We start from the raw sequence: 26,709 nt of genomic DNA on the forward strand, positions 1-26,709 counted from the left end.
GGGAGCCGCCTCATCGCGCCGCTGCCCCGAGCGCTTTCTCACGGCGCAGAAGTCTGGAGGGCGATGCGACGCCTTCGGCGAAGGAGATCGTCAGGACGGTGATACCCGCCTCGTCGATGATCTCGTAGGAGCGGTCCAGGGCATCGCTCAACGTCGCGCCGCCGACGAGCGCATCGGCGACGATCTGCTTGATGCCGATCACGACGTCGTTGCGCAGTTCGTCCACGGAGTCGAACGCGTCCCCATCCCAGTCGCGATGGAGCCCGTCGCGATCGCGCAGGTTCAGAAAGTACCGCGGCATGCCGACCTCCTTGCCGTGACGACGCCCTCGGGCACTGCCCGGGACCGCCTCTCGATGCGACCGCGCACGAAACCGGATGGCGATCCTGATCCCGGTGTTGTCTCCGGGTCCGGAATGCCTGGGAAATACTCCCGGTCACGGTCGGTTCCCGTTCGGACCACGACGACGCAGCGGGAGCGTTGCGAGAGACGTTCAGACCACAGCTTGCCCTTCCAGGCGAAGATAGCCGGGTTTGAACTCGGCGAGGGATTTCAGCCTGGACCAGTCCAGGATCCTGAGAGTCTTGCCTTTGAGTTCGATCAGTCCCCGGCGTCGCAGCTCCTGCAGCGACCGGTTCACGTGCACGGTCGTCATTCCCGTCGTGTCGGCAAGTTCGTGCTGCGTCATGGGGAGATCGCAGCTGTCTTCCGTGGCGAGGCCCACGGCCCGCATTCTCACGAGGAGCTCGCAGAAGAGATGGGCGATCCGTTCGAGGGCCGAACGGCAGCCGATGTTCACCAGCCATTCGCGCAGCGTCGCCTCGTCGATGAGGGCGGCGATGCGCATCGCCCGGGCGATCACCGGATGATCCTCCGTGATCTCCCGCAGGACCAGGGTGGACATGCGCGCGACTTTGCAGGGGGAGAGGGTCGCGATCGTATGATCCAGGCGGTTCAACAGGGTGATGTCGAGATCGCAGGTATCCCCCGGCACGAGGTAGGCGGTGATCTGGCGGGCGCCGTTGGCGCGCTGCTTGAAGCGGCACCCGATCCCCTCGGTGATGAGGATGATCTCGCTATGCGGCTCGCCTTCACGGGCGAGGTTGGTGCGGGCGGGGACGTCGCGGGCGGCGGCTGCGATCCGATGAAGCACTTCCCTGTCGGCTTCGCTGAGCGTCACGAAGCCTTCGAGTTTCCGGGCAAACGGATTGGACACGCTTTCCATCGTCTTCGAGACTATATTCCGCGACAATGTTGAACATCTCTATCGATGGGTATCGAATCTTGAACTCTATCGATGGGCGCCGAATTTTGCTTGGATTAGCACTCTTCGCGAGGCGCCTGCAACGAAGCGTGGCACCGAAAGCGTACGGACCGTCATCACCATGAAGCCGTCGCCATCATACCCAAGTCGTCGTCAAGCTTCGGGTTCCGTCGGCCGGCGAGACGGTGATGGTCTACATATTCCGAAGAGCAGACGAGGATGTTTTCGCGCATCTGCCCGATCCGAACCCACGGGGGCGTGTCGACATTTCGCCGCACCTTCGATCTCGATCGTGACATTTTGGGAGGGTCGCTCCTCATCGATGCCGTGAAGGGAGCAATTCATCGGGAGAACAAGCTCGATGAAGCGGGTCATGTGCCGTATCCAGGATCGCGGACGCTCTCTGCTGCCTCATCACTCAAGAATAGCATGGTCATGACGATCGTTTGTCGGCCCTGACTGGAGCATTGCCTGCCGTGCGGACGGGATCGACGCTCGCTGTGGTCCTGTTCGACTAGATAGGGCGGCTTTTCAGGATGGCGGGCGGTGCGGGCTGCCATCGGCCCGCAAGCGTCCCCGCTGGTTCCCGCATCGTCGACGGTTCACGGCTCAGGTGTGACGTCGTCCGTGATCAGGCGACGATATTCGGCTTCCGGGATGCCGTAGCTGTCGCCCGCGATGAGTTCGAGCTTTGCCCTGTCGATGATCTCGATGTGGGACCTGCGCGCCCGGATCGTGCCGGCCCCCTCGAGGATATGGATCGTCGTCGTCACGCCGGGGCGATGGACGCCGAGCATGACGGACAGGAACTCGTGGGTGATGGGAAACTCGTCCTTTTCGACCCTGTCGCGGCACATCAGCAGCCAGCGGGCCAGCCGCTCTTCCAAAGTATAGCTCCCGTGCGACAGGGCCGTCTGGGCGGTGAACAGTTGAAAGATGTGAGCGTAGCGCATCATCAGTCTGCGAAACGCGGGTCTTTCTTCGATCAGGGAGCCGAACGCGGCCTTGCTCAGTCGCAGGGCTTCGCCTTCGATCTGGATGAACGTTTCGTGGGGCGTGGATTCCACACCGAACAGCAGCGGCAGGCCGGTCGCGCCCTCGGAGCCGATGATGCCGACCTCGATCCGCCTGCCGTCCCGCGTGCCGACGACGACCGAGGCGACCCCCCTCTCCAGGAAATGCACGTGGGTCAACGGCTGGTTCGGTTGGACGAGGACGTCTTTCCGGTTGAGCGTCACCCGTTCGAGGACGGGATCGATGGCGGCATAATCGTCGGGTTGCATCCGGGACAGGAGGCTGTTGCGCGCATGTTTCTGGGATGGAATGACCATGTGAGCGACCCGAAGACACGGCGTTCCAATGATGTGCCGCTGATCAACGCCGAAAGTCGATCATGGCATAGCAACGCCGCTACGGTTTCGACAAACGAAGCATATTCATTTGTCGAATGTCATCATCGTAGAAATTTATATGCGCAACTGTACCTCTGACTTGTCCGGGGCGTCCCGTCAAGTCCTCGACATCGGGCGTTCGAAGCAGGTGGGATGCTTGTTGGCCTGCTTTGATTGCGATGTTGCCCGCTCCGGCCTCATCGCCCCAATGCCCGAATACGTTGCGCGGTGAAGATGTGCTCGACCGACAATGTGTCCGACCCATGAGTGTGGCCGCGGGGCGGGGTGTCGTCACCTGTACCATGTGCGGGGGGGGCATGGCATCATGAGCCGCCCCCGGTCCGGGCCCCGTGCGGTGATGGGATGTCCTTCGCGTCGGCGTGGGACTTGCTTGCTCAACCGGGTGCGCGCGGCGGGCGGGGGAATGCCGTTCCTCACGCCCGTCGCCGCGCATGGGCGGCCTGTTCGGCGAGGGGTGGTTCCGGCCAAGCTTTCCCGGCAGAACGGTGGCGCCCCGGCGGGGCCGGTCGTCGGGCGAGACGTCGAGCGACCGGACCGTCGCCGCAGCGAATCTTGGAACGGAGAGATGCGTGCCTAATTTCCTCAAAGCGATCATCATGACGGTCGTCGCATTCGGCTCGATCTATTACCTGACCGGTAATTCGGCGATGGCGATGGGGCTGTCGCTCATTCCGCTCCTGCTCGGCCTGGTGAGGGTGATGCACGGATTCGCCTATAGCCTTGCCGCCCTGTGTCTGATCGGTGCGGTGGCTTGGTCCGTGGCCCCCGCCGAAACGAAGACGATGGTCCGGGCCGAGGTGGAGAAGACCGGGGTCAAGATCACGGCGCCGTGACGGCGGCGAGGCCATCGGCGTCCGGCCCTCCCGCGGCTTTGGCGCGCTCGACGGCGATCTGATAGGGTCGCGCCGGGCACGCGGGCGGGGATTGCTGCGATGGAAGAGGGCAGGGGCGGAGCGGCCACGCATCTGTTGATCGTCGACGACCACCCCCTCTTCCGCGATGCGCTGGCGAGCGCCGTCCAGCGCGCCTTTCCCGAGGCGGCCATCGACGAGGCCGAGGGGATCGCCGGCGCCATGGCGGTCCTTGCGGCCGACAGCACCGTCGATCTCGTGCTGCTCGATCTCTCGATGCAGGGCGTCGCCGGTTTCGACGGCCTCGTCTCGATCCGCTCCCGCTTCCCGCGCGTTCCCATCCTCGTCGTGTCCGGCCTCGACGATCCGCGCATCATGCGCGAGGCGCTGGAACACGGCGCGGCCGGGTTCGTGCCGAAGGCGGTGGACAAGGCGACGCTGACACGGGCCATCGCCGACGTGCTCGGCGGAGGCCTGTCGATCCCCGCCGCCCTGTCGGAGTCCGCGGCCGGCCCGGCCCCTCCGGCGACCCATCTCGCCGAGCGGATCGCCCGCCTGACGCCGCAGCAGCTGCGCGTCCTCCTGATGATCCGGCAGGGGAAGCTCAACAAGCAGATCGCCTACGAGCTCCAGGTCGGCGATTCCACCGTCAAGGCCCATGTCTCCGAGATCCTGCGCAAGCTCGACGTCATCAGCCGGACGCAGATCGTGATCGAGACGGCCCTGCTCGATTTCGACCAGATCCGGATGCCGCAGGCCGGATGAGCCGTGGGCGCCGGTCCCCGGCCGTATCCGTGGGCAGCGCCTCGTCACGGTTCGCCCTCACGGGAATGTGCCTGCGCGGAGGACGGACCGCAGGGGGCTCTGGCGTTGCATCCATGGCGGGCATGGCCGAAGACGGTGCCGCGCGAAGGCGCGGCGAACGATGATACGAGGTACGTCGGCAGATCGATCACGGTGCGTCGCCGCCTCGACCCACTCCTCCATCCGATGAAGCGAGTTCGATCATGATGAGTTCGACGTTGAAGTCCCTCCTGGTTGTCGGGATGCTCGCCGGATTGCCGGTGACGCAAGCCTCCGCCGCCGTCGGCGGCCGCATCGGGGCCTGCAAGCAGGACATGAAGGCCAAGGGGCTGAAGGGCGACGAAGCCAAGACCTTCATGAAGTCCTGCAAGGTCGATGCGCGCAAGGCGTGCAAGGAGGAGGCGAAATCGGCGGGTTCGGACAAGGCCGACCGGCATGCCTTCATCAAATCCTGTCTGAAGGGCGGCGACGCCCCCGGAGCCGCCACCGCCCCGGCCGCGCCGGTGGCGCCCGGCTCGACCGTTTCCCCCGGCGCGGCGCCGGCTGCGACCCCTCCGGCCCCTAAGCCCTGAAGCGCCAGACGCTGCTGCGCTTGATCTCCGCATCTTCCAGGGATCGGCTCACCGGCACCTCGTAGGTGGCGAGGACGTCGAGCCGCTCCTTCGGAAGATAGGAGCGGCCGGGATCGCCGACGAGGATGGTGGCGCCCTGCCGATGCAGGGCGGCCAGCCAGTCGGTGACGCGGGCGGCGATGTCCCGCTCGTAGAAGATGTCCGCCACCAGGATCGTGGTGACGCCGAGATCGGCAGGCCGGGAACCGATGAGATCGTCGGCGACGGGCGTGATCATGCCGCCGACGCCGTTGGCCCCGGCATTGAGACCGATGGCGGCGATGGCGAAGGCGTCGAGGTCGCTCGCCGTCGCATGGGTGGCGCCGGCGAGCGTCGCCGCGATCGCCACCAATCCCGAGCCTGAGGCGAAATCGAGGATGCGCTGCCCGGCGACGAGATCCGGGCGGTCGAGGATGTGGCGGGCCAGGGCCTGCCCTCCCGCCCAGGCGAAGGCCCAGAACGGCGGCGGCAGGCCGATGGCGTCGAGCTCGTCCTCGGTCTTCTGCCACAGCTCCGTGGCCTCGTCGGCGACATGCAGCACGATCTCCGGCGCGTGGGGCACGGGCAGGAGCCGGGTATTGGCGCGGATGAAGGCGAGGGGATCGACCGAGGGCGTCATGAGCGCAGGAGATCCGCGTAGAGGTCCGACACCGCCCGCATTACCGCATCCTCGGTGAAGCCGCCCTCGATCACGCGCCGCCGCGCGGCCTCCCCCATCCGCGCCGTGAGGAGGGGATCGGCGGCGAGCCGGACCATCGCGGCGGACAGGCTCCGCGCGTCGTCGGGCGGCACCAGCACGCCTTCGATCCCGTCGCGAACCAGCGTGCGGCAGCCCGGCACGTCGGTGGTGAGGAGGGCGCGCCCGCAGGACGCCGCCTCCAGCAGCGTGCGCGGCAGGCCCTCGCCGCCCCGCGAGGGCAGGCATCCCACATGGTGCTCCGCCCACACGCCGGTCACGTCGCGGGTGGGGCCATGCCAGGTGACGCCGTCCCGGCTCCAGGAGCGCAGCGTTTCCTCGGGGATCGCCCTCCGGTTCGAGGCGTCCGGTGCCCCATAGAGGGAAAGCTCCACCGCCACTCCCTCCGCGCGGGCGAGGCGCACCGCCTCCACGGCTGTGTCGATGCCCTTCGACCACAGCATCCGCGCCACGATGGCGATGCGCAGGGGCGGCGAGGGCGGTTGCGGGTCCGGCGAGAACTGCGCGGGATCGATGCCGGCCCCGCCGACGATGGTGACCGCCGTATCGGCGGGGTCGAGGCCGAGGGCCTGAGCATCGTCCGGATTCTCGAACAGGAACCGGGTCTGTTTCGAGGCGAGGGGGCCACGGATGAGCTGGCGCAGGGCGAGGCGGCCCAGGCGGCCCGCGACGTCGGCGCGCGCGCCCATCAGGCCGAGCCCGGTCAGGGCGTAGACCCGGCCTGAGATACCCGCCATCGCCGCCGCCGTTCCACCCACGAGGATCGAGCGCAGCGCGATGCAATGGACGATGTCGGCCTTCAGCCCCTTCAGGATCGCCGCGAGCTGACCCGCCGCATAGCCCGCCGCCATGGGGTTGAGGCTCGAACGCTCGGCCTCCAGCTCGACCACGCGCGCGCCCGTCGCCTCGATGACGGCCCGGTGGGCGCGCACGCGGGTCACCACCGCCACGGACAGGCCCATCGCCACGGCGGCCCGCGCCATGGGCAGGAAGTGCGAGGCGAAGAACCAGTCCTCGGTGACGACGAAGACGAGCCGCTTCATCGGCGGGGAGGAGGGCGACGGGGACGGCGAAGGGGACGTGGCCATGACAGGCGCTGTAGCACGCCGCCGCCTCGCAGGAAGCCGGACGGAAGGGTTGGGTGGAGGACGGTCCGGACGGGACATCGCGCCGCCGGACGAGGCAGGAACGCCGCCCCCGCCTCGCCGGTTGACCGTTCCTGACAATCGACGGGAGGCGGGGGATGGCGGCGGATCGCGAAGAAGACGGTGTCGTCGCCGATCCCCGGGATGCCGCCATCGAGGCGGGACTGGCCTATGTCGATGCCGACCGGCCGGGGCTGACGCGGCGCAGGAGCGGAACGGGCTTTGCCTATCGCGACGCCAAGGGGAAGGCCGTCCGCGACCCGAAGATCCTGCAGCGGATCCGGTCCCTGGCGATCCCGCCGGCCTATACCGACGTCTGGATCTGCCCGCGTGCCAACGGCCACATCCAGGCCACGGGCCGGGACGCCAAGGGGCGCAAGCAGTACCGCTACCATCCCGATTTCCGGCAGGCGCGCGACTCGACGAAGTTCGAGCACATCATGGCTTTCGCCGACGCCCTCCCCGGTATCCGCGCGCGGGTGGACGAGGATATGGGCCGTCGCGGCCTGTGCCGCGAGAAGGTGCTCGCCACCGTGGTCCACCTCCTCGAAGCGACCCTCATCCGTGTCGGCAACGACGATTACGCCCGCACCAACAAGAGCTACGGGCTCACCACCCTGCGCGATCCCCATGTGACCGTGGCGGGTGCGGAGCTGACGTTCCGCTTCAAGGGCAAGAGCGGCAAGATGTGGAACCTGTCGGTGAAGGACCGGCGCGTGGCCCGCATCGTGAAATCCTGTCAGGACCTGCCCGGCCAGGAGCTGTTCCAATACGTCGACGACGCGGGCGAGACGCGGGACGTCACCTCGGCGGACGTGAACGCCTATCTGCGCGAGATCACCGGACAGGAGATCACCGCCAAGGATTTCCGGACCTGGGCCGGCACGGTGCTGGCCGCCCTGGCCCTGCAGGAATTCGAGGCGTTCGACAGCGAGGCCAAGGCCAAGAAGAACCTGCGCGCGGCCATCGAGAGCGTCGCGGCGCGGCTCGGCAACACGCCGACCATCTGCCGCAAATGCTACATCCACCCCGAGGTTCTCGACGGCTACCTGGAGGGAACACTGCTGCTTCAGGTCGCGGACGCGGTGGAGGACGAGTTGCGGGAGGATATCGCCCGGCTGAAGCCCGAGGAGGCGGCGGTTCTCGGATTGCTCCGGGCGCGTCTCGACGCGGCGAAGGGAAAGGTTTCGGTGAAGGCCAAGGTCACGCCGAAGAAGGGGAAGGCGGCGCGGCGCCGAGGGCGATCCGGAACGGCGGGGTCCGGGGCGCGGGCCGCGGCATAGGCCGGGCTTTGTGCTTCTGCCCCTGTGGAAGGGGCAAAGATCTTGCCCCCATCACGCCGACCTCTGTCCACTCATAGTCTCTGGCAAGCAGAGCGCGTCCCTCTCCCCCTTGTGGGGAGAGGTTAGAAGTGGGGGTGGTTCCGCCGGCCTCCGCAGCGTCAGGTCGCCCGGCGGTTTCACGCAGCCGGCGCGTCCCCTCGCGACCCTTCAGTGGCGCGCCATAGTCTCGATGATGGTCTTGTGGCCATGGTGGCCGGACTCGCCCTTGCTCGGGCGTGGCGTCTCGCTCTCCACCACGGGGGCCAGACCCAATTGCCGGGCGAGGCAGACGAGGTCCTTCAGCCGCCCGGTCTGCGTCTTGCGGCGCAGGTTGAGCCGATGGGTCTCCACGGTGCGGACACTGAGGCTGAGGCGGCGCGCCACCTCCTTGTTGCTGAAACCGGCGCTGAGGAACCGCAGGATCTCCGCCTCGCGCGGGGTCAGCCCTTCGCCGCCTTCCACCGGGCCGGATGCCTGCGTGTCCGCAGCGCCCGCATGGGCCAGGCGCACGATCGTCGCGCTGATCTCCCGCGGGGTGGCCGATTGCGCCACCATCGCATCGGCTCCCGCCTCGAGGAGGCTCCGCAGGGTTTCGGCGGCCAAGCTCTGGAAGGCGGCCAGCACGCGCAGCCCCCGATGACGCTTGAGGGCGGTAATGCGCGCGAGGGCGCTCTTCGACGCGGTCTCGGACAGGAACACCAGGGCGACGACACTCTCGGTGCCCGGACCGCCCAGCGGCAGGTCGGCCTCGCTCACCGTATGCAGGCTGGGCTCATGTTCCAGGAATGCCCGCAGGACAGACCCGAGCCCCATCGGTTCGTCGATGATCAAAACCCCCACGGCCTGGTTCATGCCGCTCCCCCCTCTGTCCCATCGCGAAACATCGCGGTCGGGCTGGTCAAGAGCAGTTCAATTCCCGTTCCATCGGATTCTTCATCGTATTCGCATCGAACCGCATGAATACCCGGGTCCAGATCGCGAAAACATGCCCGAAAGCCGCGTCATCTCGATTGACGCGGCCGGATGCGCAGCCATGGACCACGGGCACCTGTCTCTACGGGGAACAGTCCGGTTCGAAATGGGATTGGGATCAGCCCGCCCGGGCGAGGACCAGATCGGAGGCGGCGGAGATCACCCGGTTGCGCCCCGTGGTCTTGGCCTCGTAGAGGGCGATGTCGGCCCGCTTGATCATGGCTTCGATCGTATCGCCCTCGCACCATTGGCTGACACCGAAGCTGCAGGTGAGGCGGATCGGGGTCCGGGCGCCACGGATGCGCAGGGACTCCACGACGCTGCGCAGCCGAGAGGCGAGCGCCTCGGCATCGTTTATCGACCGGTGCGGAAGCACGATGCCGAACTCCTCGCCCCCGAGCCGCCCGACGATGCCCTCCTCCGCGATGGTCTTGCAGACGCTCTGGATCGCCGCATCGCCGACATCGTGGCCGTATTCGTCGTTGATGCGCTTGAAATGGTCGATATCCACCAGGATCGCCGCCATGTCGCCGTGGTTCCCCACACGATCGGCGGCGTCCTGCACGCGCTGCAGGAAGGCGCGACGGTTGAGGAGGCCGGTGAGCGGGTCGGTCTCGGCGAGGCGGATCAGCTCGCTCTGCATGGTCGTCAGGCGGTCCGCCGCCCGCATCCGGGCATGCAGCTCCTCGGCGCCGGGGGGCTTCTCGATGAAATCGTCGGCACCGCTGTCGAGGGCCTCGGCGAGATTGCGGGAATTGCGGGCCGAGGACATGGTGATGACGTAGAGCGGCCGGTTCGTTTCGGCGATCAACCGTGCCGACCAGCACAGTTCGAGGCCGCTCAAGGGCCGGACTTCCAGGCTCGAGATCAGGACACGCACGGTCGGCGTGTAGGTTACGAAGTCGAGGGCCGCCTGTGAGTCCGTAAAGACATCGACCGTGTGGCCCTGCGGCTCGAGCATGCCGGCAACGACCTTCAGGACAACGCGGCTCGTATCGACGATAACGATGTGCATGTCGTGGTCGCCCGCCCCGAAAGCTTATGATGTCCGCCAGCATGGCGGCGACAGATTAATATGTTCCCAAGACGACGTGCTCACATGAGTCGATCCGGGGCCGGGCGAGGGAAGGAGCGCCGTGTCCGCGCCGCATCCGGGAGAGACCTTCCTTGAAGACGACGTCGAGGACCCCGTGCGGGCTCTCGATGCCCCGGTGGCTGCGGATGGCGTGGGCAGCGACGAGTGAACCGTCCGACGGCGGTAAAACCCCGATCCCCGGCCGTTCCCGGAAGGACCGGAGGTCGGCATCGCGGGGCGGGGGTCGCCGTCCCGCGACGCTTCCGCTCCCTTCGGGGTGATCGCCGCGCCGAGGCGCGGCCAGTGCCAAGGAAACAGAATATTCTCGGTGTGCCGCGGCGGGCCGAAAGATTGTCCTTGTCCACGTCTGGAAAAGGCATTTCCATTCCTTTGACTGTAGCCTCCATTTGGATGAGATTACATTTATCGATGTCGAAGCGTAGGCAAGATGCTGTGATCTGCTTGCTGCAATAATGTATTCATTTGCGGCTTATGCTTCGAGAGAATGCCTGACTCCTCACATTCGCGGATAGATCTATGACCCGCCAGAGCCATTTCGCCCCGGAGCCGATCCGTTTCGCCTATTGGGTGCCCAACGTGTCCGGCGGCCTCGTCATCAGCAAGATCGAGCAGCGCACCAGCTGGGATGCCGACTACAACCGCAAGCTCGCCCAGATCGCGGAGGAGGCCGGGTTCGATTACGCCCTGACGCAGATCCGCTTCACCGCCGGCTACGGGGCAGAGTTCCAGCACGAATCGGTGGCGTTCAGCCACGCCCTGCTGGCGGTGACCACGAAGCTCAAGGTCATCGCCGCGCTCCTGCCCGGCCCGTGGAATCCGACCATCGCGGCCAAGCAGATCGCCACGATCAGCCAGCTCACCAACGGGCGCATCGCCATCAACGTCGTGTCGGGCTGGTTTTCCGGCGAGTTCCGCGCCATCGGCGAGCCCTGGCTCGACCACGACGAGCGCTATCGCCGCTCGGAGGAATTCATCCGGTCCCTGCGCGGGATCTGGACGCAGGACGACTTCACCTTCCGCGGCGATTTCTACCGCTACACCAACTACACCCTGAAGCCGAAGCCGGCCGACCCGCAGCCCGAGATCTTCCAGGGCGGCTCGTCGCGCGCGGCGCGCGACATGGCCGCCCGCGTCTCCGACTGGTACTTCACCAACGGCAACACCCCGGAGGGCATCCGGGCGCAGGTGGACGACATCCAGGCCAAGGCCTCGGCCAACGGCCATTCTGTCAAAATCGGCGTCAACGCCTTCGTCATCGCCCGCGACACGGAGGAGGAGGCCCGCGCCGTCCTCCAGGAGATCATCGACAACGCCGATCCCGATGCGGTGAAGGCCTTCGGCCACGAGGTGAAGAACGCCGGCAAGGCCTCCCCGGAAGGGGAGGGCAACTGGGCGAAATCGAGCTTCGAGGACCTTGTCCAGTATAATGACGGCTTCAAGACCAACCTGATCGGCACCCCCGACCAGATCGCCGAGCGCATCGTCGCCCTCAAGGATGCGGGCGTCGATCTCGCGCTCCTCGCCTTCCTGCATTTCCAGGAGGACGTCGCCTATTTCGGCGCCCACATCATTCCGAAGGTGAGGGCGCTCGAAGCCGAGCGCGAGCGCCGGGCCGAGGCCGCTTGAGCGGCCTTTACAACGCCCCCTGACGAGAGCCGAGCATCCCCTCTCCCCGCACGCGGGGAGAGGGCCGCGGCGACCTCGTCGTCGGCGCGGCGAGGCGGCAGCCGACGGTGAGGGGGCGGTGCCGACCGAGCCTTTTCCGGCGATGCCCCCTCACCCTCGCTTCGGCTTCGCCTCCGCTTGCCTCGCCCCCGACGAGGGGGGCTCGGCCCTCTCCCGGCACGCGGGGAGAGGGGGATCCGGCTGAAGCTGCCCGACCTATCGCTCCCTGCCCAGACGCGACGATTTTTTGCCCGATACCCCGGAGCCCCTCATGAACATCGCCGTCAGCGCCCAGTCTCTCGAAACGGCACGGGGCGCGCCGCCCGTGCCCCGGCCGACCGCCCCCGCCCATGTCATCCGCGACGACGCCGAGGCGATCCGGGTCGCGCATGCCCTTGCCGGGGCGTTCCGCGAGGGCGCGTCCGAGCGCGACCAGACCAACCGGCGGCCCTATGCCGAGCTCGACGCGTTCTCGCAAAGCGGATTGTGGTCGATCAACGTGCCCAAGGCCTACGGCGGGCCGGAGGTCTCCTACAAGACCCTGGCCCAGGTCGTCGCGATCATCTCGGCCGCCGATCCCTCGATCGGCCAGATCTCGCAGAACCATCTCGGCATCGTCGCGGCGATCCGCACGGTGTCCGACCCCGAGCAGCAGGCGCTGCTGTTCGGCGAGGTCCTGAAGGGCACCCGCTTCGGCAACGCGTTCTCGGAGATCGGCACCCCGCGCGCCACCGACTTCAAGACCCGTTTCGTCGATGACGGCGACCACGTCATCGTGCGCGGCAAGAAGTTCTATTCCACCGGCGCGCTCCTCGCCCATCTCGTCCCCATCGTCGCCCTGGATGACCAGGGGCGGGCCTGGTACGCCATCGCCGACAGGGGCGCGCCGGGCCTGACCGTCATCGACGACTGGTCGGCCTTCGGGCAGCGGACCACGGCGAGCGGCACCGTCCTCATCGACGACGTCCGGGTGCCCAAGACCCATCTCGTCCCGGCCTGGAAGGGCTACGAGCAGCCGCGCTCCGACGGCGCCGTCTTCCAGATCATCCAGGCGGCGGTGGATGCCGGCATCGCCCGCGAGGCCATCGACGACACCATCGCCTTCGTCCGCACCAAGACCCGCCCCTGGGTCGATAGCGGCCAGGACCGCGCCTCCGACGATCCCTATACGATTCAGGCGATCGGCGAGCTGACGATCCGCCTCCATGCGGCCGAGGCCATCCTCGACCGGGCCGGCCTCGCCCTGGACGAGGCGGTGGCCAACCCCAGCGCGGAGACGGTCGCCGCGGCCCAGCTCGCCGTCGCCGAATCGAAGGTGCTCACCACCGAGATCGCGGTGCAGGCGAGCAGCAAGCTGTTCGAACTCGCCGGGACCCGCTCGACGCTGGCCGAGAGCAACCTCGACCGGCACTGGCGCAACGCCCGCACCCACACCCTCCACGACCCGGTGCGCTGGAAATATGCGATCATCGGCAACCACGCCCTCAACGGCGTGAACCCGCCGTTCCACGCCTGGAGCTGACGGTCCCCAGCGGCGAGAAAATCCGCTAAAGGGCGGGCATGACATCCGCCCCCCTCGTCCGCTTCGCGCCCTCGCCCACGGGCTACCTCCATATCGGCAACGCCCGTCCGGCGCTGCTGAACGCCCTATTCGTGCGGGCGCGGAACGGGCGCTTCCTGCTGCGCCTCGACGATACCGACCGGGAGCGCTCGACGGAGGCCTTCGCCACAGCCATCGCGGAGGATCTGGCCTGGCTCGGGATCGTGCCCGATCTCTTCGCCCGCCAGTCGGACCGCTCCGCCATCCACGACGCGGCGGCCGAGCGGCTGAAGGCGGCAGGCCGCCTCTATCCCTGCTACGAGACCCAGGAGGAGCTGGAGCGCCGCCGCCGGCGCCAGCTCGGTCGCGGCCAGCCGCCTATCTACGACCGGGCAGCGCTCAAGCTCACCGACGACGAGCGCGCGGCGCTGGAAGCCGAGGGGCGCACGCCGCACTGGCGCTTCAAGCTCGATGCCCGCACCGTCGCCTGGGACGATCTCGTGCGGGGGCCAGCGCATGTGGATTGCGCCTCCCTCTCGGACCCGGTGCTGATCCGCGCCGATGGCAGCTATCTCTACACGCTGCCCTCCGTGGTGGACGATGCCGAGATGGGGATCACCCATGTCATCCGCGGCGAGGACCACGTCACCAATACCGGCGTGCAGGTGCAGATCTTCGAGGCTCTGGGCCAGCCGATCCCCGTCTTCGGCCACCACAACCTGCTCACCACCGCCGATGGCGAGGGCCTGTCGAAGCGTCTCGGCCACCTGTCGCTGAGGGGCCTGCGCGAGGCGGGCTATGAGCCCGGCGCGGTGCGCTCGCTGGCCGTACTCACCGGCTCGGCCGAGGCGGTGCGTGCGGTCCCGAGCCTCGACGAACTCGCCGCCCTGGTCGATCTCTCCCACATCTCGCGGGCCCCGGCGAAGTTCGATCCGCAAGAACTCGACGGGCTCAATGCCCGCCTGATCCATGCCATGCCCTACGAGGCGGCGCGCGAACGCCTCCTCGCCCTGGGTATCCCGGATGACCGGGCGCAGGCGTTCTGGACGGTGATCCAGCCGAACCTCACCAAGGTCGGGGACGCCGCCGAATGGTGGCGGATCGTGGCCGGGGAGGTGACGCCGGTCATCGCGGATGCCGGCTTCCTCCAGGCCGCGTCCGAGGTGCTGCCGCCCGAGCCCTGGGACGGCCAGACCTGGAAGGCCTGGACCAATGCGGTGAAGGAGAGGACCGGCGCCAAGGGCAAGGCCCTGTTCATGCCCCTTCGTCTCGCGGTGACGGGGCTGGAGCACGGGCCGGACCTGTCGGGCCTGCTGCCCCTCATCGGTCGGGATACGGTGGTGGCCCGGCTCGGCGGTCGAGACTGACAGAATCGGCCCGAAAAGCGGATCCCGCTTCTCAGACCAGTGCCGGTCGGCCTCGTACCCCCTCCGGTCGATCGCTTCGGTCCGTATGCCCGGAGCAGGCTCCCTCTCCCGTGTGGGAGAGGGTTGGGGCGAGGGCCGTGCCCTCTCCGGAACGGTCACACACCTCACCCTGTCCCTCTCCTTCCAGGAGAGGGAACCCGCGCTCGCCGGACACCGAATGCAGCGGCCGGAGACGGCCTCAGGCCGCCCGCACGGTGTCGAGGAAGCGGCGGACCTCGCCGTTCAGGTGCTCGGACTGGCGCGAGAGGTCGCCCGCCGCGCCCAGAACCTGGGATGCGGCGTGGTGGCAGGCGGGCGGCCTCGGCCCGCTCCGGCGCGGTCCGGTGTCAGTCGCCGCCACCCGCCGCATGAGGCAGGATCGCGTCCCGTTCCTGGAGCAGATGTCCCAAGAGCCGTTGCGCCGCCTGGCTCGGCGGTCGTCCCGCCGGGCGGATCAGCATCGTCTCGATGGGCAGGCGCGGCCGGAACGGTCGCAGTACGATGGGAAGGCCGGTGAGGTCGCGGGCGGGAAGGGGATCGACGATGGCGATCCCCAGCCCTTCGGCCACGAGGCCGCAGCGCGCGGACGTATACTGCGCCATGAGGCCGAAGCGCGGGAGGATGCCGGCCGCCGCGAAGGCCGTCTCGATCGCCTGCTGGAACACGCCGGTTCCGCCCGCGATCAGGGGCTCGTCGGCGAGATCGCCCACCTCGATCACCCGCCTGGCCGCGAGGGCGTGTCCCCGGGGCAGGGCACAGACCGCATCGATGGCGAGGAAGGGCTCGCAGATCACGCCCGCATAGCCGGAGCGGGGCCGCACCAGGCCGAGGTCGCATTGCCCGGAGGCGGCCCAGGACCAGATCGTCTCCGGTGCCGGCACATGAACGGCGACGCGGATGCCCGGCGAGTCCTCGTTCAAGCGCCGGATCGCCCGCGGCAGCAGCCGCGAGGCCAGGGAGGGCTGGCAGGCGACGCGCAACGGTCCCGTGCCGAGGTCGCGGATCTGGCGGGCCGCCTGGGTCAGGTGGTCGAGCCCCGCATAGGTCCGCTCGACCTCGCGGGCGAAGGCCTCTCCCTCCTGCGTCGGCAGGGCGCTGCCATGGCCGCGCACGAACAGCGCGAAGCCGAGATCGGCCTCGAGCAGCGCCATCGCGCGGCTGATATGGGGCTGTCCGATGCCGAGCGCGGCGGCGGCCCGCGTCATCCCGCCATGGCGCAGGACCGCGCGGAAGAGATCGAGGTGGGCGGGGTTCATCATGCCTGTTTTGCATGGATATCGAAGGGTTGAGTATTTGACGGCATGAGCGCGGGGTGGTTGTCAAGGCGTCCGCGCCGGGTTCTCTCCGGTTTCGCGGCACGATCAGGCTGGGACGACGCGATGCAACGGAATACGGCGGGGTGGGGCAGCGGCCTTCTGGGCGTCATCATCTTCAGCGCGTCCCTGCCGGCGACGCGGGTGGCGGTCGGCGGCTTCACGCCGATCTTCCTCACCTCGGCGCGGGCGGTGATCGCGGCTCTCCTCGGCGCGGCGATGCTCCGCGCCCTGCGGCAGACGCGGCCCGAAAGGTCCGATCTCGCCGCGCTGGTCATCGTGGCCATCGGCGTCGTGGTCGGCTTTCCCCTCCTGACGGCGCTCGCGCTCCAGCACATCACATCCGCCCATTCCATCGTCTTCATCGGCCTCCTGCCGCTCGCCACCGCCCTCTTCGGCGTGATCCGCGGTGGGGAGCGGCCGAGCCCGGTCTTCTGGCTGTTCTCCGGCATCGGCGGTCTCACGGTGGCGGGCTTCGCGCTGCTGCAGAGCGGGGGCGGCTCGCTCACCGGCGATCTTTTGATGGTGGCGGCGATCCTGCTCTGCGGCCTCGGCTACGCGGAGGGCGCAACCCTCTCGCGCCGCCTCGGCGGATGGCAGGTGATCTCCTGGGCCCTGGTCCTGTCCCTGCCGGTGATGGCCGTCATCGCCCTGGCGAGCCTGCCCTCTTCCTGGAGCGGCATCGGCCTGTCGGCCTGGATCGGCCTCGCCTACGTCTCGGTCTTCAGCATGCTGGTGGGATTCGTGTTCTGGTATCGCGGGCTGGCCCTGGGCGGGATCGCCGGCGTCGGGCAGCTCCAGTTGCTGCAGCCGTTCTTCGGCCTGGCTCTCGCGGGCCTGCTCCTCCACGAGCCCGTCGCCCCGAGCATGCTGGCGGTGACCGGCCTCGTCGTTCTCTGCGTGGCGGGGGCCAAGCGCTATGCCTGAACTCCTCCTCCTCACGGCCCTGGCCCTGGCGGCCGGGGCCAGCGTCGTCACGCAACAGGTGCTCAACGCCAATCTCAGGGCGGCTCTCGGTTCGGCGGCATGGTCCGGCTTTGTGAGTTATGCCCTGGGCCTGGGCTGCATGGCGGTGTTGGCCGTCGTCTTGCGCGATCCCCTGCCGTCCCTCGGGGCCGCAGCGCGCATCCCGTGGTGGGGCTGGAGCGGCGGGGTGTTCGGAGCCCTGTTCATCGGGCTCTCCATCGTCCTCGTACCGAAGCTCGGGGCCGCCACCTTCATCGCGCTCCTCGTCACCGGGCAGATGCTCGCAGCGGTGACGGCCGACCATTTCGGCTGGCTCGGCCTCGTCCAGCGCTCCCTCGACATGCCGCGCCTCGCCGGCATCGCGCTCCTGATCGGCGGCGTCATCCTGATCCGGCGGTGATGCTCAGGCGATCCGCGACACCAGGATCTTGTCCACCCGGCGCCCGTCGAGATCCACCACCTCGAAGCGCCAGCCGGCGATGTCGCAGGTCTCGCCGGTCTCCGGCAGGCGCTGCAGCTTGGCGATGACGAGGCCGGCGGCGGTCTCGTAGTCCCGGCTCGATTCGATCTTGATGCCGAGCTGGTCGGCCATCTCGTCCACCGGCATCCAGCCGGCGATGAGCCAGGACCCGTCCTGGCGCTGCACCGCCTCGGGCTCGGGATCTTCCGAATGGAACGCGCCCGCGATGGCGTCGAGGATGTCGGCCGGGGTCACGAGGCCGTCGAAATGGCCGTATTCGTCGTGGACCAGGGCCATCGGCACCTCCGCCGCCTGGAGGGCGGTGAGGGCATCGAGGGCGTCGAGGGTGTCGGGGAGCACCGGGGCGCTGCGGATATAGGCGCGCAGGTCGAACCGCTCGTTCTCGATGAGCGCCTTCACCAGTTCGCGCACCTGCACGACCCCGAGCATGTTGTCCGGATTGCCCTCGCCGACCGGGATGCGCGAATGCGGGCTCGACACCAGCATGGCGCGGATCTCCTCCGGCGCCTTGTCGAGATCGATCCAGTGGACGTCGGTGCGCGGGGTCATGACGCCCCGCACGGCGCGGTCGCCGAGACGCAGCACCCCGGCGATCATCTTGCGCTCGTCGGTCTCGATCACCCCCGCCGTCTCGGCCTCCGCGACGATGGTGCGGATCTCCTCCTCGGTCACGGCGCTGGGGCTGGAGGCTTCCTGGCCGAACAGCCGGAACACCGCGCGGGTGGAGGCGTCGAGGAGCCAGACCGCCGGGAGCGCGATCCGCGAGATCAGCCGCATCGGCCGGGCGACGAAACAGGCGATGCCCTCCGGGTCGCGCAGGGCCACATGCTTGGGCACGAGTTCGCCGATGATCACCGAGAGGTAGGTGATGATGGCGATGACGATCCCGTAGCCGAGGGGATCGGCCACGGGTTTCGACAGGCCCGCCTCGGACAGGATCTCGGTGAGGCGCTCGCCGAGCGCCGCGCCGGAGACGGCCCCCGACAGGATGCCGACGAGGGTGATGCCGATCTGGACGGCGGAAAGGAAGCGTCCCGGATCCTCCGCCAGGGTCAGGGCGGCCTGGGCGCCGGGCCGGCGCGCCTCCACCATCATGCGCAGCCGTGTTTTGCGCGACGAGACGACGGCGAGTTCGGACAGCGCGAAGGCGCCGTTGAGGGCGATCAGGGCGACGGCGACGGCGAGCTCGAACACGTTCGGTTCCGTAAGCCGGAGCCGCTTGGACCAAGCGTGCCGGACTTCCCCAGTTGGCGGCGATGACTCGCCTGTTGCCCAGTCGGCGGCGATGCCTCGCCTGTCGCTCCGGTGAGCGACGACGAGCGCCTAGATGAGGTGTCGCGGCGGGCGGGTCAACGGTCGGGGTCGGACGATGCGCCGGGAACGAGGGGCGCCAGGCGCGAAAGACGCAGCGCGATGGCCAGGGCGAGACCGTAGAGTCCGCCGAAGAAGGCGACGACCCCCGACCATCCCGCATGTTCGAAGAACCAGCCCCCCGCCGTGCCCAGCACCGACGAGCCGAGGTAATACAGGCACAGATAGACCGACGACGCCTGCGCCCGGTCGCGCAGGGCCCGCCGCCCGATCCAGGAACTCGCCACCGAATGGGCGCCGAAGAAGCTCACCGTGACGACGACGATGCCGGCGATGATGAGGGGCAGGCGCTCCGACAGGGTCATGAGGATGCCGACGAGGCCGAGCAGGATGGCGAGCCACAGCACCCTGCGCCGCCCGAGGCGGCTCGCGATCTCGCCGGTGACCGCCGAGCTGAACGTGCCGGCGAGATAGACCACGAAGATCGCGCCGATGGCCGATTGGCTGAGGTTGTAGGGTGGATCGAGCAGGCGGAAGCCGACGTAATTGTAGACGCTGACGAAGCCGCCCATGAGCAGGAACGCTTCCGCGAACAGCCAGGGCAGGCCGGGATCGCGGAAATGCTGGCCGAACGTGCCCGGTACCTGGCGCCAGCGCATCCGGTTGGCAAGGAAGCGCCTCGAGGGCGGCAGGCCGCGCCAGAACAGGATGGCGGCGAAAAGCGCCAGAACCCCGATGGTCCCGAGACCCACGCGCCAGGAGGCATGGTCGGTGACGATGCCGGCGATCAGGCGGCCGACCATGCCGCCCATGGCATTGCCGCCGATGAGGAGCCCCATGGACAGGCCGATGGCGCGGGAATCCATTTCCTCGCTGAGATAGGCCATGGCGACCGCCGGCAGGCCGCTCGCCGCCAGCCCCGTGAGCGCGCGCAACGCCAGGAAGCCGTGCCAGCTCGGCACGATCACAGCGATGAGGGTGAGGATCGCCGAGGCGAAGAGGGAGGCGACCATGACCGGCTTGCGCCCCCACACCTCGGAGAGCGGGCTGACCACGAGGAGCGCCAGGGCCAGCATCGCGCAGGGAAGCGACAGCGACAGGCTGCTCTCGGCCGGCGAGACGTGGAACGTATCGGCGAAGACCGGCATCAGCGGCTGCACGCCGTAGAGCACGGCGAAGGTGGAGAAGCCCGCGGCGAACAGGGCGAGCGTGGTCCGACGAAAGATCGGCGTCCCCGCCGTGATCAGGCGGTCGCTCTCCTCGGCCATGGTCGCCAGCCTCCTGATGTCGCGCTCGCCGGGCTGCAAGTCGCGCGGCACGTCGCGTCGCGGGAGTGTTGGGGAAGCACGGAACGGCACGGGCCGCACCCCTCTTTCGAGACATGCGGCCCGTACCGTCACGATAACGCAGCTCCTCGGGGCTTGTATGAGCCGGCTTATGCCGTTTCAGGTCGATCGATTCAGATACGCGACAGTTAAAGCCGGGATTACTGACGCGAGTCCCCTCTCCTGTAAGGAGAGGGGACACCTCCCGATCCTCGCACCCGAGGAGAGCAGTTGGATCGTTCTTCTACTTGGGCGGCGCCTCGGCGCTCTCGCCCTGCTGCTGGATCAGCGGGGTGATGCGGCGGACCGTGACCCGGCGGTTCTCCCGCGAGGCCTCCTGGGTGTTCACCTTCAGGGCTTGCTCGCCGTAGCCCTGGGTCGTGAGGTTCTCCGGCGGCACCTGGAAGTTCTGGCTGAGGACCGTGGCCACCGACTGGGCGCGACGATCGGAGAGCGACAGGTTGTCGACCTCGCTGCCCACCGCATCGGTGTAGCCCTCGATGAGGAACACTTCCTGCGGATTGGCCTTCACCGCCTGGTTGATCGCCGCCGCGATGTTGCCGAGTCGCGAGGCCTGATCGGGCGTGACGTCGAACGATCCGGTATCGAAGGTGATCGTGTCGATGTCGACGCTGCGCATCCGTGCCCGGAGCTGCGGGCTGTAGCGCACCTGGTCGAGGGTGTAGCGCCGATCCACCGCCGCCACCGGCGGGGCGGACAGGGCCTCGTAGACCTGCCGCTCGTCGGCCCCTTCGTAATTTACCACGTAGCGGTCGCGGGGGATGCGGATGTCCGGCGGCGGCAGGTCGACCACGTCCTCGTAGATGGGACGCTGCGGACCACCGAATCCGTTATCGATGATCACGACCTCGCGGCCGTCGCGGAAGCGGCGCGAACGGCGCACGAGGCGGCCGTCATCGTCCACCACCGTCACGATCTGGATGCCGCCCGGACGGTCGAGATAGGTGATCGTGTCGCCGCCGCGGCGCTCACTGCGATAGGCCCCGCGATCGAGATACCGGAAGCGCTCGTTCTCGTCGTGACGAATGAAGTAATTGTCGCGGTCCCGCACGATGATCCGGCCGGGCTCGCGAATATAGGTCCGTCCGCCCTCGTTGAACTCACGCCGGTCGCGACGGACTTCGTCGTAGCTGCGCACATCGTTGCCACGGAAGCCGCCCTCGACATAGCCGGGCCGGCCCGGCCGGTTGAACACGTCGCGGCGATCACGCTCGTCCTTGCGCTCGAAAGCCTCGCGGCGTTCGCGGTCGCGCCGCTCGATCTCGCTGCGCCGCTCGGGATCGCCCGCTGCCGGGCGGTTGGCCGTGCCGGGCCTGTTGTCGTCCGGCCCGCGCCGGTCGTCCGTTCCGCGCCGATCGTCCGGCCCGCGTCGGTCATCCGCTCCACGCCTGTCGTCCGGGCCGCGCCTGTCGTCGCGGTCGTTCTTGTCCTGCGCCTGACCGGGCGGGACGAAGGGCTTTCCCGGAACGCCCGGCCGGGCATTGGGAGGCGTCTTCGCGTCGGGGGCTTTCGTATCCGGCGTCTTGGCGTCCGGCGTCGCATCCGGCGCGCCGCGACGGGCGGGGTCGGCCTTGTCGTTCCGGTCCGGCCTGTCGTTCCGGTCCGGCCTGCCCTCGCGCTCGGGCTTGTCCCCGCGCTCGGGCTTGCCGCTCGGGTCGGGTTTGCCGCTCGGATCCGGCCTTTCGCCACGCTCGGGCTTGGCGCTCCTGTCCGGCTTGTCGCCGCGGTCGGGCTTCTCGGGCCTGTCCGGCTTCTCGTTCCGGTCGGGCCTGTCGCCGCGCTCGGGGCGGGCAGGACGATCGGGCGTCGCGTCGCGCTCGCGCGGAGCCGGGGCCTCCTTCGGCGCCGGCTTGGCGGGGGTCGGATCGGGATTGCGCTCGCGCGCAGCGGGAGGAGCCGGCCGTTCGGCCGGTGCGCGGTCGGGCTTCTCGGGACGGTCGGGGCGGTCAGGCCGCTCGGGACGGGCGGGCCGCTCGGCCGGGGCACGCTCTTCTCGGGCGGGGGCCTTCTCCTGGCGTGGCTCGGGACGCTCCGCCCGCTCGGGGCGTTCGGCCCTCTCAGGGCGTTCGGCGCGCTCGGGACGTTCGGCCCTTTCTGGGCGCTCTGCACGCTCCGGACGTTCGGCTCTCTCCGGCCTGGCCGGGCCGCCGCGGGGGGCATCGCCGCCTCCGCGCGGATCGCCGCGCTCGGCTCCCGGACCCGCCTGCGCGAGCAGCATCACGCCCGACCCGCCTCTGTCCGGACTGGCCGAAAGGGGGCCCGACAGGATCAGGGCCGGCAGCATGGTGCTGGTCAGAAAGAGCAGGCGGGTGGTCCGCATGGATGGTCACTCACAAACGTGGACGTGGCCATCGGAACCGAATGGAGCCCGGATGGTTCCGGATTCCGTGTCGGATCATTCACCGGTATTCCGCCATCCCGCCGTGGTCATCGGCGGCGCGGATCCAAAAGACCGTTCTCCGCCAAGACGTTGCCCGAGGATGCCGGGCCGGATCGGTGATCTCGCAGAGGATGCGGCATCGGCCGCACCGCGGCACGGCGACGACCGTCAGGGCGTGGTCGACCGGGCCGGGGTCGCGATCATGTTCGGCGCGATGATGCGGACGTTCGGACGCGCTTCACCGCCTGCGACCGCCGCCACCGCCGTCGCGCCCGGATTGGCTTCGACACTCGCTCCTTCGGGGAGCATACCGGCCTCGGAGACGACCGCGCCGTTCCGGTTCGCGGCATCGGCGGCGAGGATTGCGGCGGTCTTGTCCGCACGGCCCGCGAGGGTGACGCGCACCTTCGGCCGCGACATGGCTTCCGCCTGCATCGGCGTGACGAAGATGTCGCCCTTGTGCCGGACGAGCATGCTCTCGGCCTTCACCAGGGACTGGGCCCAGGTCTGGTTCGCCTTCTTGCACGAGCAGTCCGGCGTGAAGCTCTTCTGGAACTTGAAGGCGTTGGCGAGGGAAACATAGGCCCGGCTGCCCTTGACCGACGCGGCCTGTTTCAGCCCGTCATCGCCATTCGGCATCGAATAGGCCACCGCCTCCGTGCCGGGGCACAGGGCCTGGCACAGTTCGTTGGCACCTTCGCGGCCATCGGGCAGGTTGTTCATCGGGAAATAGGCGCCGTCGCAGGTGCGGACGCAGACCACCTGCGGCCCGCCCCGTCCGCGCTGCTCGCCCACCGCGCCCTCGACGATCTTCGGGCCGGTCTCGGCGCAGGAGGAGGCGATGGCCGCCGTGAGCTGGCGCCGCCGGGCGGCGGTGACTTCGCCGTTCTCCGCGCCGTAGCCGGCCTGGAGTGCCCGGATGCGCTGCTCCACCGCGCCGCATTGCGGGGGGCGCGAATCGAAGAACAGGAACTTGCCGCCCTCGCAGTTCAGGGTCCGGTAATAGGCCTCGAGCCGGCCGATCTCGTTCTGCAGGGCGCGGGCGGTGTTGGCGCCGTCGCTCATATTCGCGAGTTCGAAGCGGTATCGCTGGCACTGGGCGTTGGGCGCCTGCGCCTGCACGGCCGTCCCGAACGCGATGGCGGCCATGGCGGCGCCGAGCGTTGCGACGAGCTTGCGGATCTGAGGAAGGATCAGCGGCATGACCTGTCGGGAACGGGTGTGAGGCTGGGCGGTTCCGGCCCTCGGGCAGGGTACGGAAGAACGCGTTTGCAAAGGATGTCTAACCGCCCTCGCGAGACCGGGACAGTGTTCCCACATGCCCATCGGCAAACTTGAGGGGAATGGTGCGATGATGTGTCTTCGGAGTCTCACAAGCCGGGCGGTGGCGGCGGGGTTGGCGGCGTTCGTCATGGGCGGGACGGCAGCGCGCGCCGACGATACGGACCGGATCTTCGACAAGTCCACCGTGTGGCGTCCGCTCACCCCCGACGACAAGCTGGTGGTCTACGGCATCGACGACCCCGAGGTCGCCGGGATCGCCTGCTGGTACACGCAGCCCGAGAAGGGGGGCATCAAGGGTACGCTCGGCCTCGCCGAGGACGTCTCCGACATCTCCCTCGCCTGCCGCCAAGTCGGCCCGGTGTCGTTCAAAAATCCGAAGGACAAGCTCAAGCAGGGCGACGTCGTGTTCAGCGAGCGGCGGTCGCTGATCTTCAAGTCGATGCAGATCGTCCGCGGCTGCGACGCCAAGCGCAACACGCTGATCTACATGGTCTATTCCGACAAGGTGATTCAGGGCTCACCCAAGAACTCCACGACGGCGGTTCCGCTGATGCCGTGGGGAACCGCCGAGGCGCCGCCCCGCTGCGGCGATTTTTTCAAGGGCTGATCCGGCGCGGAGGCGGCGTCGGTATCGGGCCGGGCCGCCTAGAACACGGCGGGGTCGGTCCTTGCGGGTCAATCTTTGCGGGTCAATCTTTGCACGTGATGCGGATCGGCGGTTCGACGGGCGTCCGCGTCTCCGGCTGGGCGATCGCACCGGTATGGTCTTCCGGGGCGGCGAGGCCGAAGGAACCGGCCACCGCGAAGCCTTGCGCCTCGCACCAGGCATCGGCCACGACCTGCCCGCAGGAGCCGCTGCCGGCCGCCAGGCATTCACCGACGCCGTAGCCTTCGCCGGCGGGGATCAGGAAGGTCTTCTCCGCATGGCCCGGGACGCGGGCCGGGGTCTCGCCGTCACCGATGGCGAGGGCGGCGGAGGAAAGGAGGGCGAAGGCGCAGAGAGCGCCGAGACCGGCAGCCGAGCGTCGCATGGGCAGTGACCTTGATGACGGGATCCACGAAAGGCGGGATTCACCGGATGGGAGGATTCGCGTTTGGGAAAATCTCGGCGGCGTCGGTAAACAAATCCTTTCCGGATCGTCGCGACCTCGACCGAACCTCTTCCGGCGTCGTTCTCGAATTCATCACCGTTTTGGGGTAGCGCAGTTGGTCGGCAGGGTCCGTCGCCTCCGTGCAACACGTAGGTGCTTGGCGTCCGGCCGATCCGGTCATCGCGGCTCCGGGGCGCTCGCCCCGCGACTCGTAAAAGTTGATCGGTTCTCGGGATTTAGGGCATGGGGACACGCGGCCTCCGCAGGTGGCGGGGCCGGCGCGTTCCAGGGTTACGAAAGACGGTTTCATGGCGCCGATGTTGCGGCTCTACAACACGCTGACCCGCGAGAAGGCGCCCTTCGCGCCGATCGATCCGACGCATGTGCGGATGTATGCCTGCGGGCCGACGGTCTATGACGCCGCCCATATCGGCAATGCCCGGCCGATCATCGTCTTCGACCTGCTGTTCCGGCTGCTGCGCCACCTCTACGGCGAGGCGCACGTCACCTATGCCCGCAACGTCACGGACGTGGACGACAAGATCAACGCCCGCGCGGCCGAGCGCGGCATCACCATCCGCGACCTCACCGACGGGACCCTCGCTGCCTTCCACGGCGACATCCGCGACCTCGGCGTGCTGATGGCCGAGGACGTGAACGTGGCGGGCGAGCGCCCTCGCTTCGTCGAGCCCCGCGCCACCGACCACATCGCCGAGATGCATGCCATCATCGACGGGCTCGTGGCGTCGGGCCATGCCTATGTGGCGGAAGGCCATGTGCTGTTCGACGTGCCGGCGATGCCGGATTACGGCGCCCTCTCGAAACGGCCCCTCGACGAGATGGAGGCCGGCGCCCGCGTCGAGGTGGCGCCGTACAAGCGCTCGCCCCTCGATTTCGTCCTGTGGAAGCCTTCGAAGCCCGGCGAACCGTCATGGCCCTCTCCGGCCGGCATCGCCGAGCCGGGGCGGCCCGGCTGGCACATCGAGTGCTCGGCGATGGCCTGGAAGCATCTCGGCCAGACCTTCGACATCCATGCCGGCGGCATCGACCTGATCTTCCCCCATCACGAGAACGAGGTGGCCCAGTCGCGCTGCTGCTTTGCCACCGACGTGATGGCCCATGTCTGGCTCCATAACGGCTTCCTCCAGGTGGAGGGGCAGAAGATGTCGAAATCGCTGGGCAACTTCATCACCCTGCGCGACGTCCTGAAGGACTGGCCCGGAGAGGTCGTGCGCCTCGCGATGCTGAAGACGCATTACCGCCAGCCCATCGACTGGACCGTGCGCGGGCTGGAGGAGGCGTCCAGGATGATCGACCGCTGGTACGGCGTCGTCGGCGACGTGGCCGCCGGCGCCGAGGTGCCGGCCTCCGTGGTGGAGCCGCTCCTCGACGACCTCAACACCGCCGCCGCCCTCGCCGAACTGCACCGCCTCGACGACCCGGCGGCATTGAAGGCCGGGGCGGGCCTCCTCGGCCTCCTCGGGCGGACCCAATCGGCGCGGGCGGACAGCGCCATCGCCGCCGCCGGCGTCGACGTGGCGGCGGTGGAAGCCGCGATCGAGGAGCGCCGTGCGGCCCGCGCCGCCAAGGACTGGGCCGCCTCCGACCGCGCCCGCGACGCGCTCGCCGCCATGGGCGTCACCGTGAAGGACAACAAGGACGGCACGACCACGTGGAGTGTGGCGCGATAGCCGCGGATGCCGATGCAGAGTCCGGAGACGCCGCATCTCATCTTCGACGGGGGAAATTCTG

26 protein-coding genes are annotated in these 26,709 nt (G+C 68.6%); 12 read left to right on the forward strand and 14 right to left on the reverse strand.

The annotated features are described in order from the left end of the window. Positions 1-10 precede the first annotated feature (10 nt). On the reverse strand, positions 11-301 hold the full coding sequence (locus MKK51_RS18575; protein WP_243979514.1) for a DUF6894 family protein: 291 nt from the start codon (positions 299-301) through the stop codon (positions 11-13). 192 nt (positions 302-493) lie between these two features. Continuing rightward, on the reverse strand, positions 494-1,225 hold the full coding sequence (locus MKK51_RS18580; protein ID WP_243979516.1) for a Crp/Fnr family transcriptional regulator: 732 nt from the start codon (positions 1,223-1,225) through the stop codon (positions 494-496). 258 nt (positions 1,226-1,483) lie between these two features. Between MKK51_RS18580 and MKK51_RS18585 the strand changes: the two genes are divergently transcribed. Further along, positions 1,484-1,723, forward strand: coding sequence for a hypothetical protein (locus MKK51_RS18585; protein WP_243979518.1), 240 nt, complete (start codon positions 1,484-1,486; stop codon positions 1,721-1,723). Between the two features lie 143 nt (positions 1,724-1,866). Here the strand turns inward: MKK51_RS18585 and MKK51_RS18590 are convergent, their stop codons facing one another. Continuing rightward, positions 1,867-2,595, reverse strand: coding sequence for a Crp/Fnr family transcriptional regulator (locus MKK51_RS18590; protein ID WP_243979520.1), 729 nt, complete (start codon positions 2,593-2,595; stop codon positions 1,867-1,869). 677 nt (positions 2,596-3,272) lie between these two features. Here MKK51_RS18590 and MKK51_RS18595 point away from each other — a divergent pair. The 3 genes from MKK51_RS18595 to MKK51_RS18605 all read left to right on the forward strand — a co-directional run bounded on the left by MKK51_RS18595 (position 3,273) and on the right by MKK51_RS18605 (position 4,903). Then, positions 3,273-3,509: a hypothetical protein gene (locus MKK51_RS18595; RefSeq protein ID WP_243979522.1), complete on the forward strand. Its 237-nt coding sequence runs from the start codon at positions 3,273-3,275 to the stop codon at positions 3,507-3,509. A gap of 99 nt (positions 3,510-3,608) precedes the next feature. After that, entirely contained in the window at positions 3,609-4,292 is a 684-nt protein-coding gene (locus MKK51_RS18600; protein WP_243979524.1) for a response regulator, read from the forward strand. Between the two features lie 242 nt (positions 4,293-4,534). Beyond that, positions 4,535-4,903, forward strand: coding sequence for a PsiF family protein (locus tag MKK51_RS18605; protein ID WP_243979525.1), 369 nt, complete (start codon positions 4,535-4,537; stop codon positions 4,901-4,903). On the opposite strand, the gene MKK51_RS18610 is transcribed toward MKK51_RS18605, so the two are convergent. Both MKK51_RS18610 and MKK51_RS18615 read right to left on the reverse strand, forming a co-directional pair. Then, positions 4,893-5,561 carry a class I SAM-dependent methyltransferase gene (locus MKK51_RS18610; RefSeq protein ID WP_243979527.1) on the reverse strand — a complete coding sequence of 223 codons (669 nt, stop codon included), beginning with the start codon at positions 5,559-5,561 and terminating at the stop codon, positions 4,893-4,895. The two genes, MKK51_RS18605 and MKK51_RS18610, sit on opposite strands and share 11 nt — an antisense overlap. Beyond that, a complete protein-coding gene (locus MKK51_RS18615) occupies positions 5,558-6,727 on the reverse strand; it encodes a glycosyltransferase family 4 protein (RefSeq protein ID WP_243979528.1) in 1,170 nt (389 codons plus the stop codon). Before MKK51_RS18615 ends, MKK51_RS18610 begins: the two co-directional genes overlap by 4 nt. Before the next feature lie 155 nt (positions 6,728-6,882). Here MKK51_RS18615 and MKK51_RS18620 point away from each other — a divergent pair, with 155 nt between their 5' ends. Continuing rightward, positions 6,883-8,067 carry a DNA topoisomerase IB gene (locus tag MKK51_RS18620; protein ID WP_243979530.1) on the forward strand — a complete coding sequence of 395 codons (1,185 nt, stop codon included), beginning with the start codon at positions 6,883-6,885 and terminating at the stop codon, positions 8,065-8,067. Positions 8,068-8,274: 207 nt separating this feature from the next. Here MKK51_RS18620 and MKK51_RS18625 read toward each other — a convergent pair whose 3' ends face one another. Continuing rightward, positions 8,275-8,958, reverse strand: a complete 684-nt coding sequence (locus MKK51_RS18625; protein ID WP_243979532.1) for a response regulator transcription factor — start codon at positions 8,956-8,958, stop codon at positions 8,275-8,277. A gap of 238 nt (positions 8,959-9,196) precedes the next feature. Then, positions 9,197-10,093 (reverse strand): diguanylate cyclase domain-containing protein, encoded by an 897-nt coding sequence (locus tag MKK51_RS18630; protein ID WP_243979543.1) that lies wholly within the window; start codon positions 10,091-10,093, stop codon positions 9,197-9,199. Positions 10,094-10,690: 597 nt separating this feature from the next. Between MKK51_RS18630 and sfnG the strand changes: the two genes are divergently transcribed. From sfnG to gltX, 3 genes are all read left to right on the forward strand, one after another. Next, positions 10,691-11,800, forward strand: coding sequence for a dimethylsulfone monooxygenase SfnG (gene sfnG, locus MKK51_RS18635; protein WP_243979545.1), 1,110 nt, complete (start codon positions 10,691-10,693; stop codon positions 11,798-11,800). Positions 11,801-12,110: 310 nt separating this feature from the next. Next, positions 12,111-13,361 carry an SfnB family sulfur acquisition oxidoreductase gene (locus MKK51_RS18640; RefSeq protein ID WP_243979547.1) on the forward strand — a complete coding sequence of 417 codons (1,251 nt, stop codon included), beginning with the start codon at positions 12,111-12,113 and terminating at the stop codon, positions 13,359-13,361. A gap of 38 nt (positions 13,362-13,399) precedes the next feature. After that, positions 13,400-14,746 carry a glutamate--tRNA ligase gene (gene gltX / locus MKK51_RS18645; protein WP_243979549.1) on the forward strand — a complete coding sequence of 449 codons (1,347 nt, stop codon included), beginning with the start codon at positions 13,400-13,402 and terminating at the stop codon, positions 14,744-14,746. Positions 14,747-14,984: 238 nt separating this feature from the next. On the opposite strand, the gene MKK51_RS18650 is transcribed toward gltX, so the two are convergent. Further along, positions 14,985-15,155 carry a hypothetical protein gene (locus tag MKK51_RS18650; protein ID WP_243979599.1) on the reverse strand — a complete coding sequence of 57 codons (171 nt, stop codon included), beginning with the start codon at positions 15,153-15,155 and terminating at the stop codon, positions 14,985-14,987. Further along, the gene (locus MKK51_RS18655) at positions 15,133-16,044 is read right to left on the reverse strand and encodes a LysR family transcriptional regulator (protein ID WP_243979551.1); all 912 of its coding nucleotides are present in this window, start codon (positions 16,042-16,044) and stop codon (positions 15,133-15,135) included. Before MKK51_RS18655 ends, MKK51_RS18650 begins: the two co-directional genes overlap by 23 nt. A gap of 120 nt (positions 16,045-16,164) precedes the next feature. On the opposite strand from MKK51_RS18655, the gene MKK51_RS18660 reads away from it, so the two are divergent. Both MKK51_RS18660 and MKK51_RS18665 read left to right on the forward strand, forming a co-directional pair. Further along, complete coding sequence (locus MKK51_RS18660) at positions 16,165-17,025, forward strand: DMT family transporter (protein ID WP_243979552.1); 861 nt, start codon at positions 16,165-16,167, stop codon at positions 17,023-17,025. Further along, entirely contained in the window at positions 17,018-17,464 is a 447-nt protein-coding gene (locus MKK51_RS18665; RefSeq protein ID WP_243979555.1) for a DMT family transporter, read from the forward strand. Before MKK51_RS18660 ends, MKK51_RS18665 begins: the two co-directional genes overlap by 8 nt. A 3-nt stretch (positions 17,465-17,467) precedes the next feature. Here the strand turns inward: MKK51_RS18665 and MKK51_RS18670 are convergent, their stop codons facing one another. The 4 genes from MKK51_RS18670 to MKK51_RS18685 form a co-directional block, all read right to left on the reverse strand. Continuing rightward, positions 17,468-18,739 carry a hemolysin family protein gene (locus MKK51_RS18670; RefSeq protein WP_243979557.1) on the reverse strand — a complete coding sequence of 424 codons (1,272 nt, stop codon included), beginning with the start codon at positions 18,737-18,739 and terminating at the stop codon, positions 17,468-17,470. A 155-nt stretch (positions 18,740-18,894) separates the two neighbouring features. Further along, a complete protein-coding gene (locus MKK51_RS18675; protein WP_243979596.1) occupies positions 18,895-20,124 on the reverse strand; it encodes an MFS transporter in 1,230 nt (409 codons plus the stop codon). A gap of 301 nt (positions 20,125-20,425) precedes the next feature. Then, entirely contained in the window at positions 20,426-22,522 is a 2,097-nt protein-coding gene (locus tag MKK51_RS18680; protein WP_243979559.1) for an OmpA family protein, read from the reverse strand. A 228-nt stretch (positions 22,523-22,750) separates the two neighbouring features. After that, positions 22,751-23,785: a DUF2865 domain-containing protein gene (locus tag MKK51_RS18685; protein ID WP_243979560.1), complete on the reverse strand. Its 1,035-nt coding sequence runs from the start codon at positions 23,783-23,785 to the stop codon at positions 22,751-22,753. A 151-nt stretch (positions 23,786-23,936) separates the two neighbouring features. Here MKK51_RS18685 and MKK51_RS18690 point away from each other — a divergent pair, with 151 nt between their 5' ends. Further along, the gene (locus MKK51_RS18690) at positions 23,937-24,473 is read left to right on the forward strand and encodes a CreA family protein (RefSeq protein WP_409565721.1); all 537 of its coding nucleotides are present in this window, start codon (positions 23,937-23,939) and stop codon (positions 24,471-24,473) included. A gap of 82 nt (positions 24,474-24,555) precedes the next feature. On the opposite strand, the gene MKK51_RS18695 is transcribed toward MKK51_RS18690, so the two are convergent. After that, complete coding sequence (locus MKK51_RS18695; RefSeq protein WP_243979562.1) at positions 24,556-24,897, reverse strand: hypothetical protein; 342 nt, start codon at positions 24,895-24,897, stop codon at positions 24,556-24,558. A 368-nt stretch (positions 24,898-25,265) separates the two neighbouring features. Here MKK51_RS18695 and cysS point away from each other — a divergent pair, with 368 nt between their 5' ends. Then, positions 25,266-26,648, forward strand: coding sequence for a cysteine--tRNA ligase (cysS, locus tag MKK51_RS18700; protein ID WP_243979564.1), 1,383 nt, complete (start codon positions 25,266-25,268; stop codon positions 26,646-26,648). The last annotated feature ends 61 nt before the right edge of the window (positions 26,649-26,709 follow it).

This window comes from Methylobacterium sp. E-045, assembly GCF_022829685.1.
In the GTDB taxonomy this organism is placed as follows: Bacteria; Pseudomonadota; Alphaproteobacteria; order Rhizobiales; family Beijerinckiaceae; genus Methylobacterium.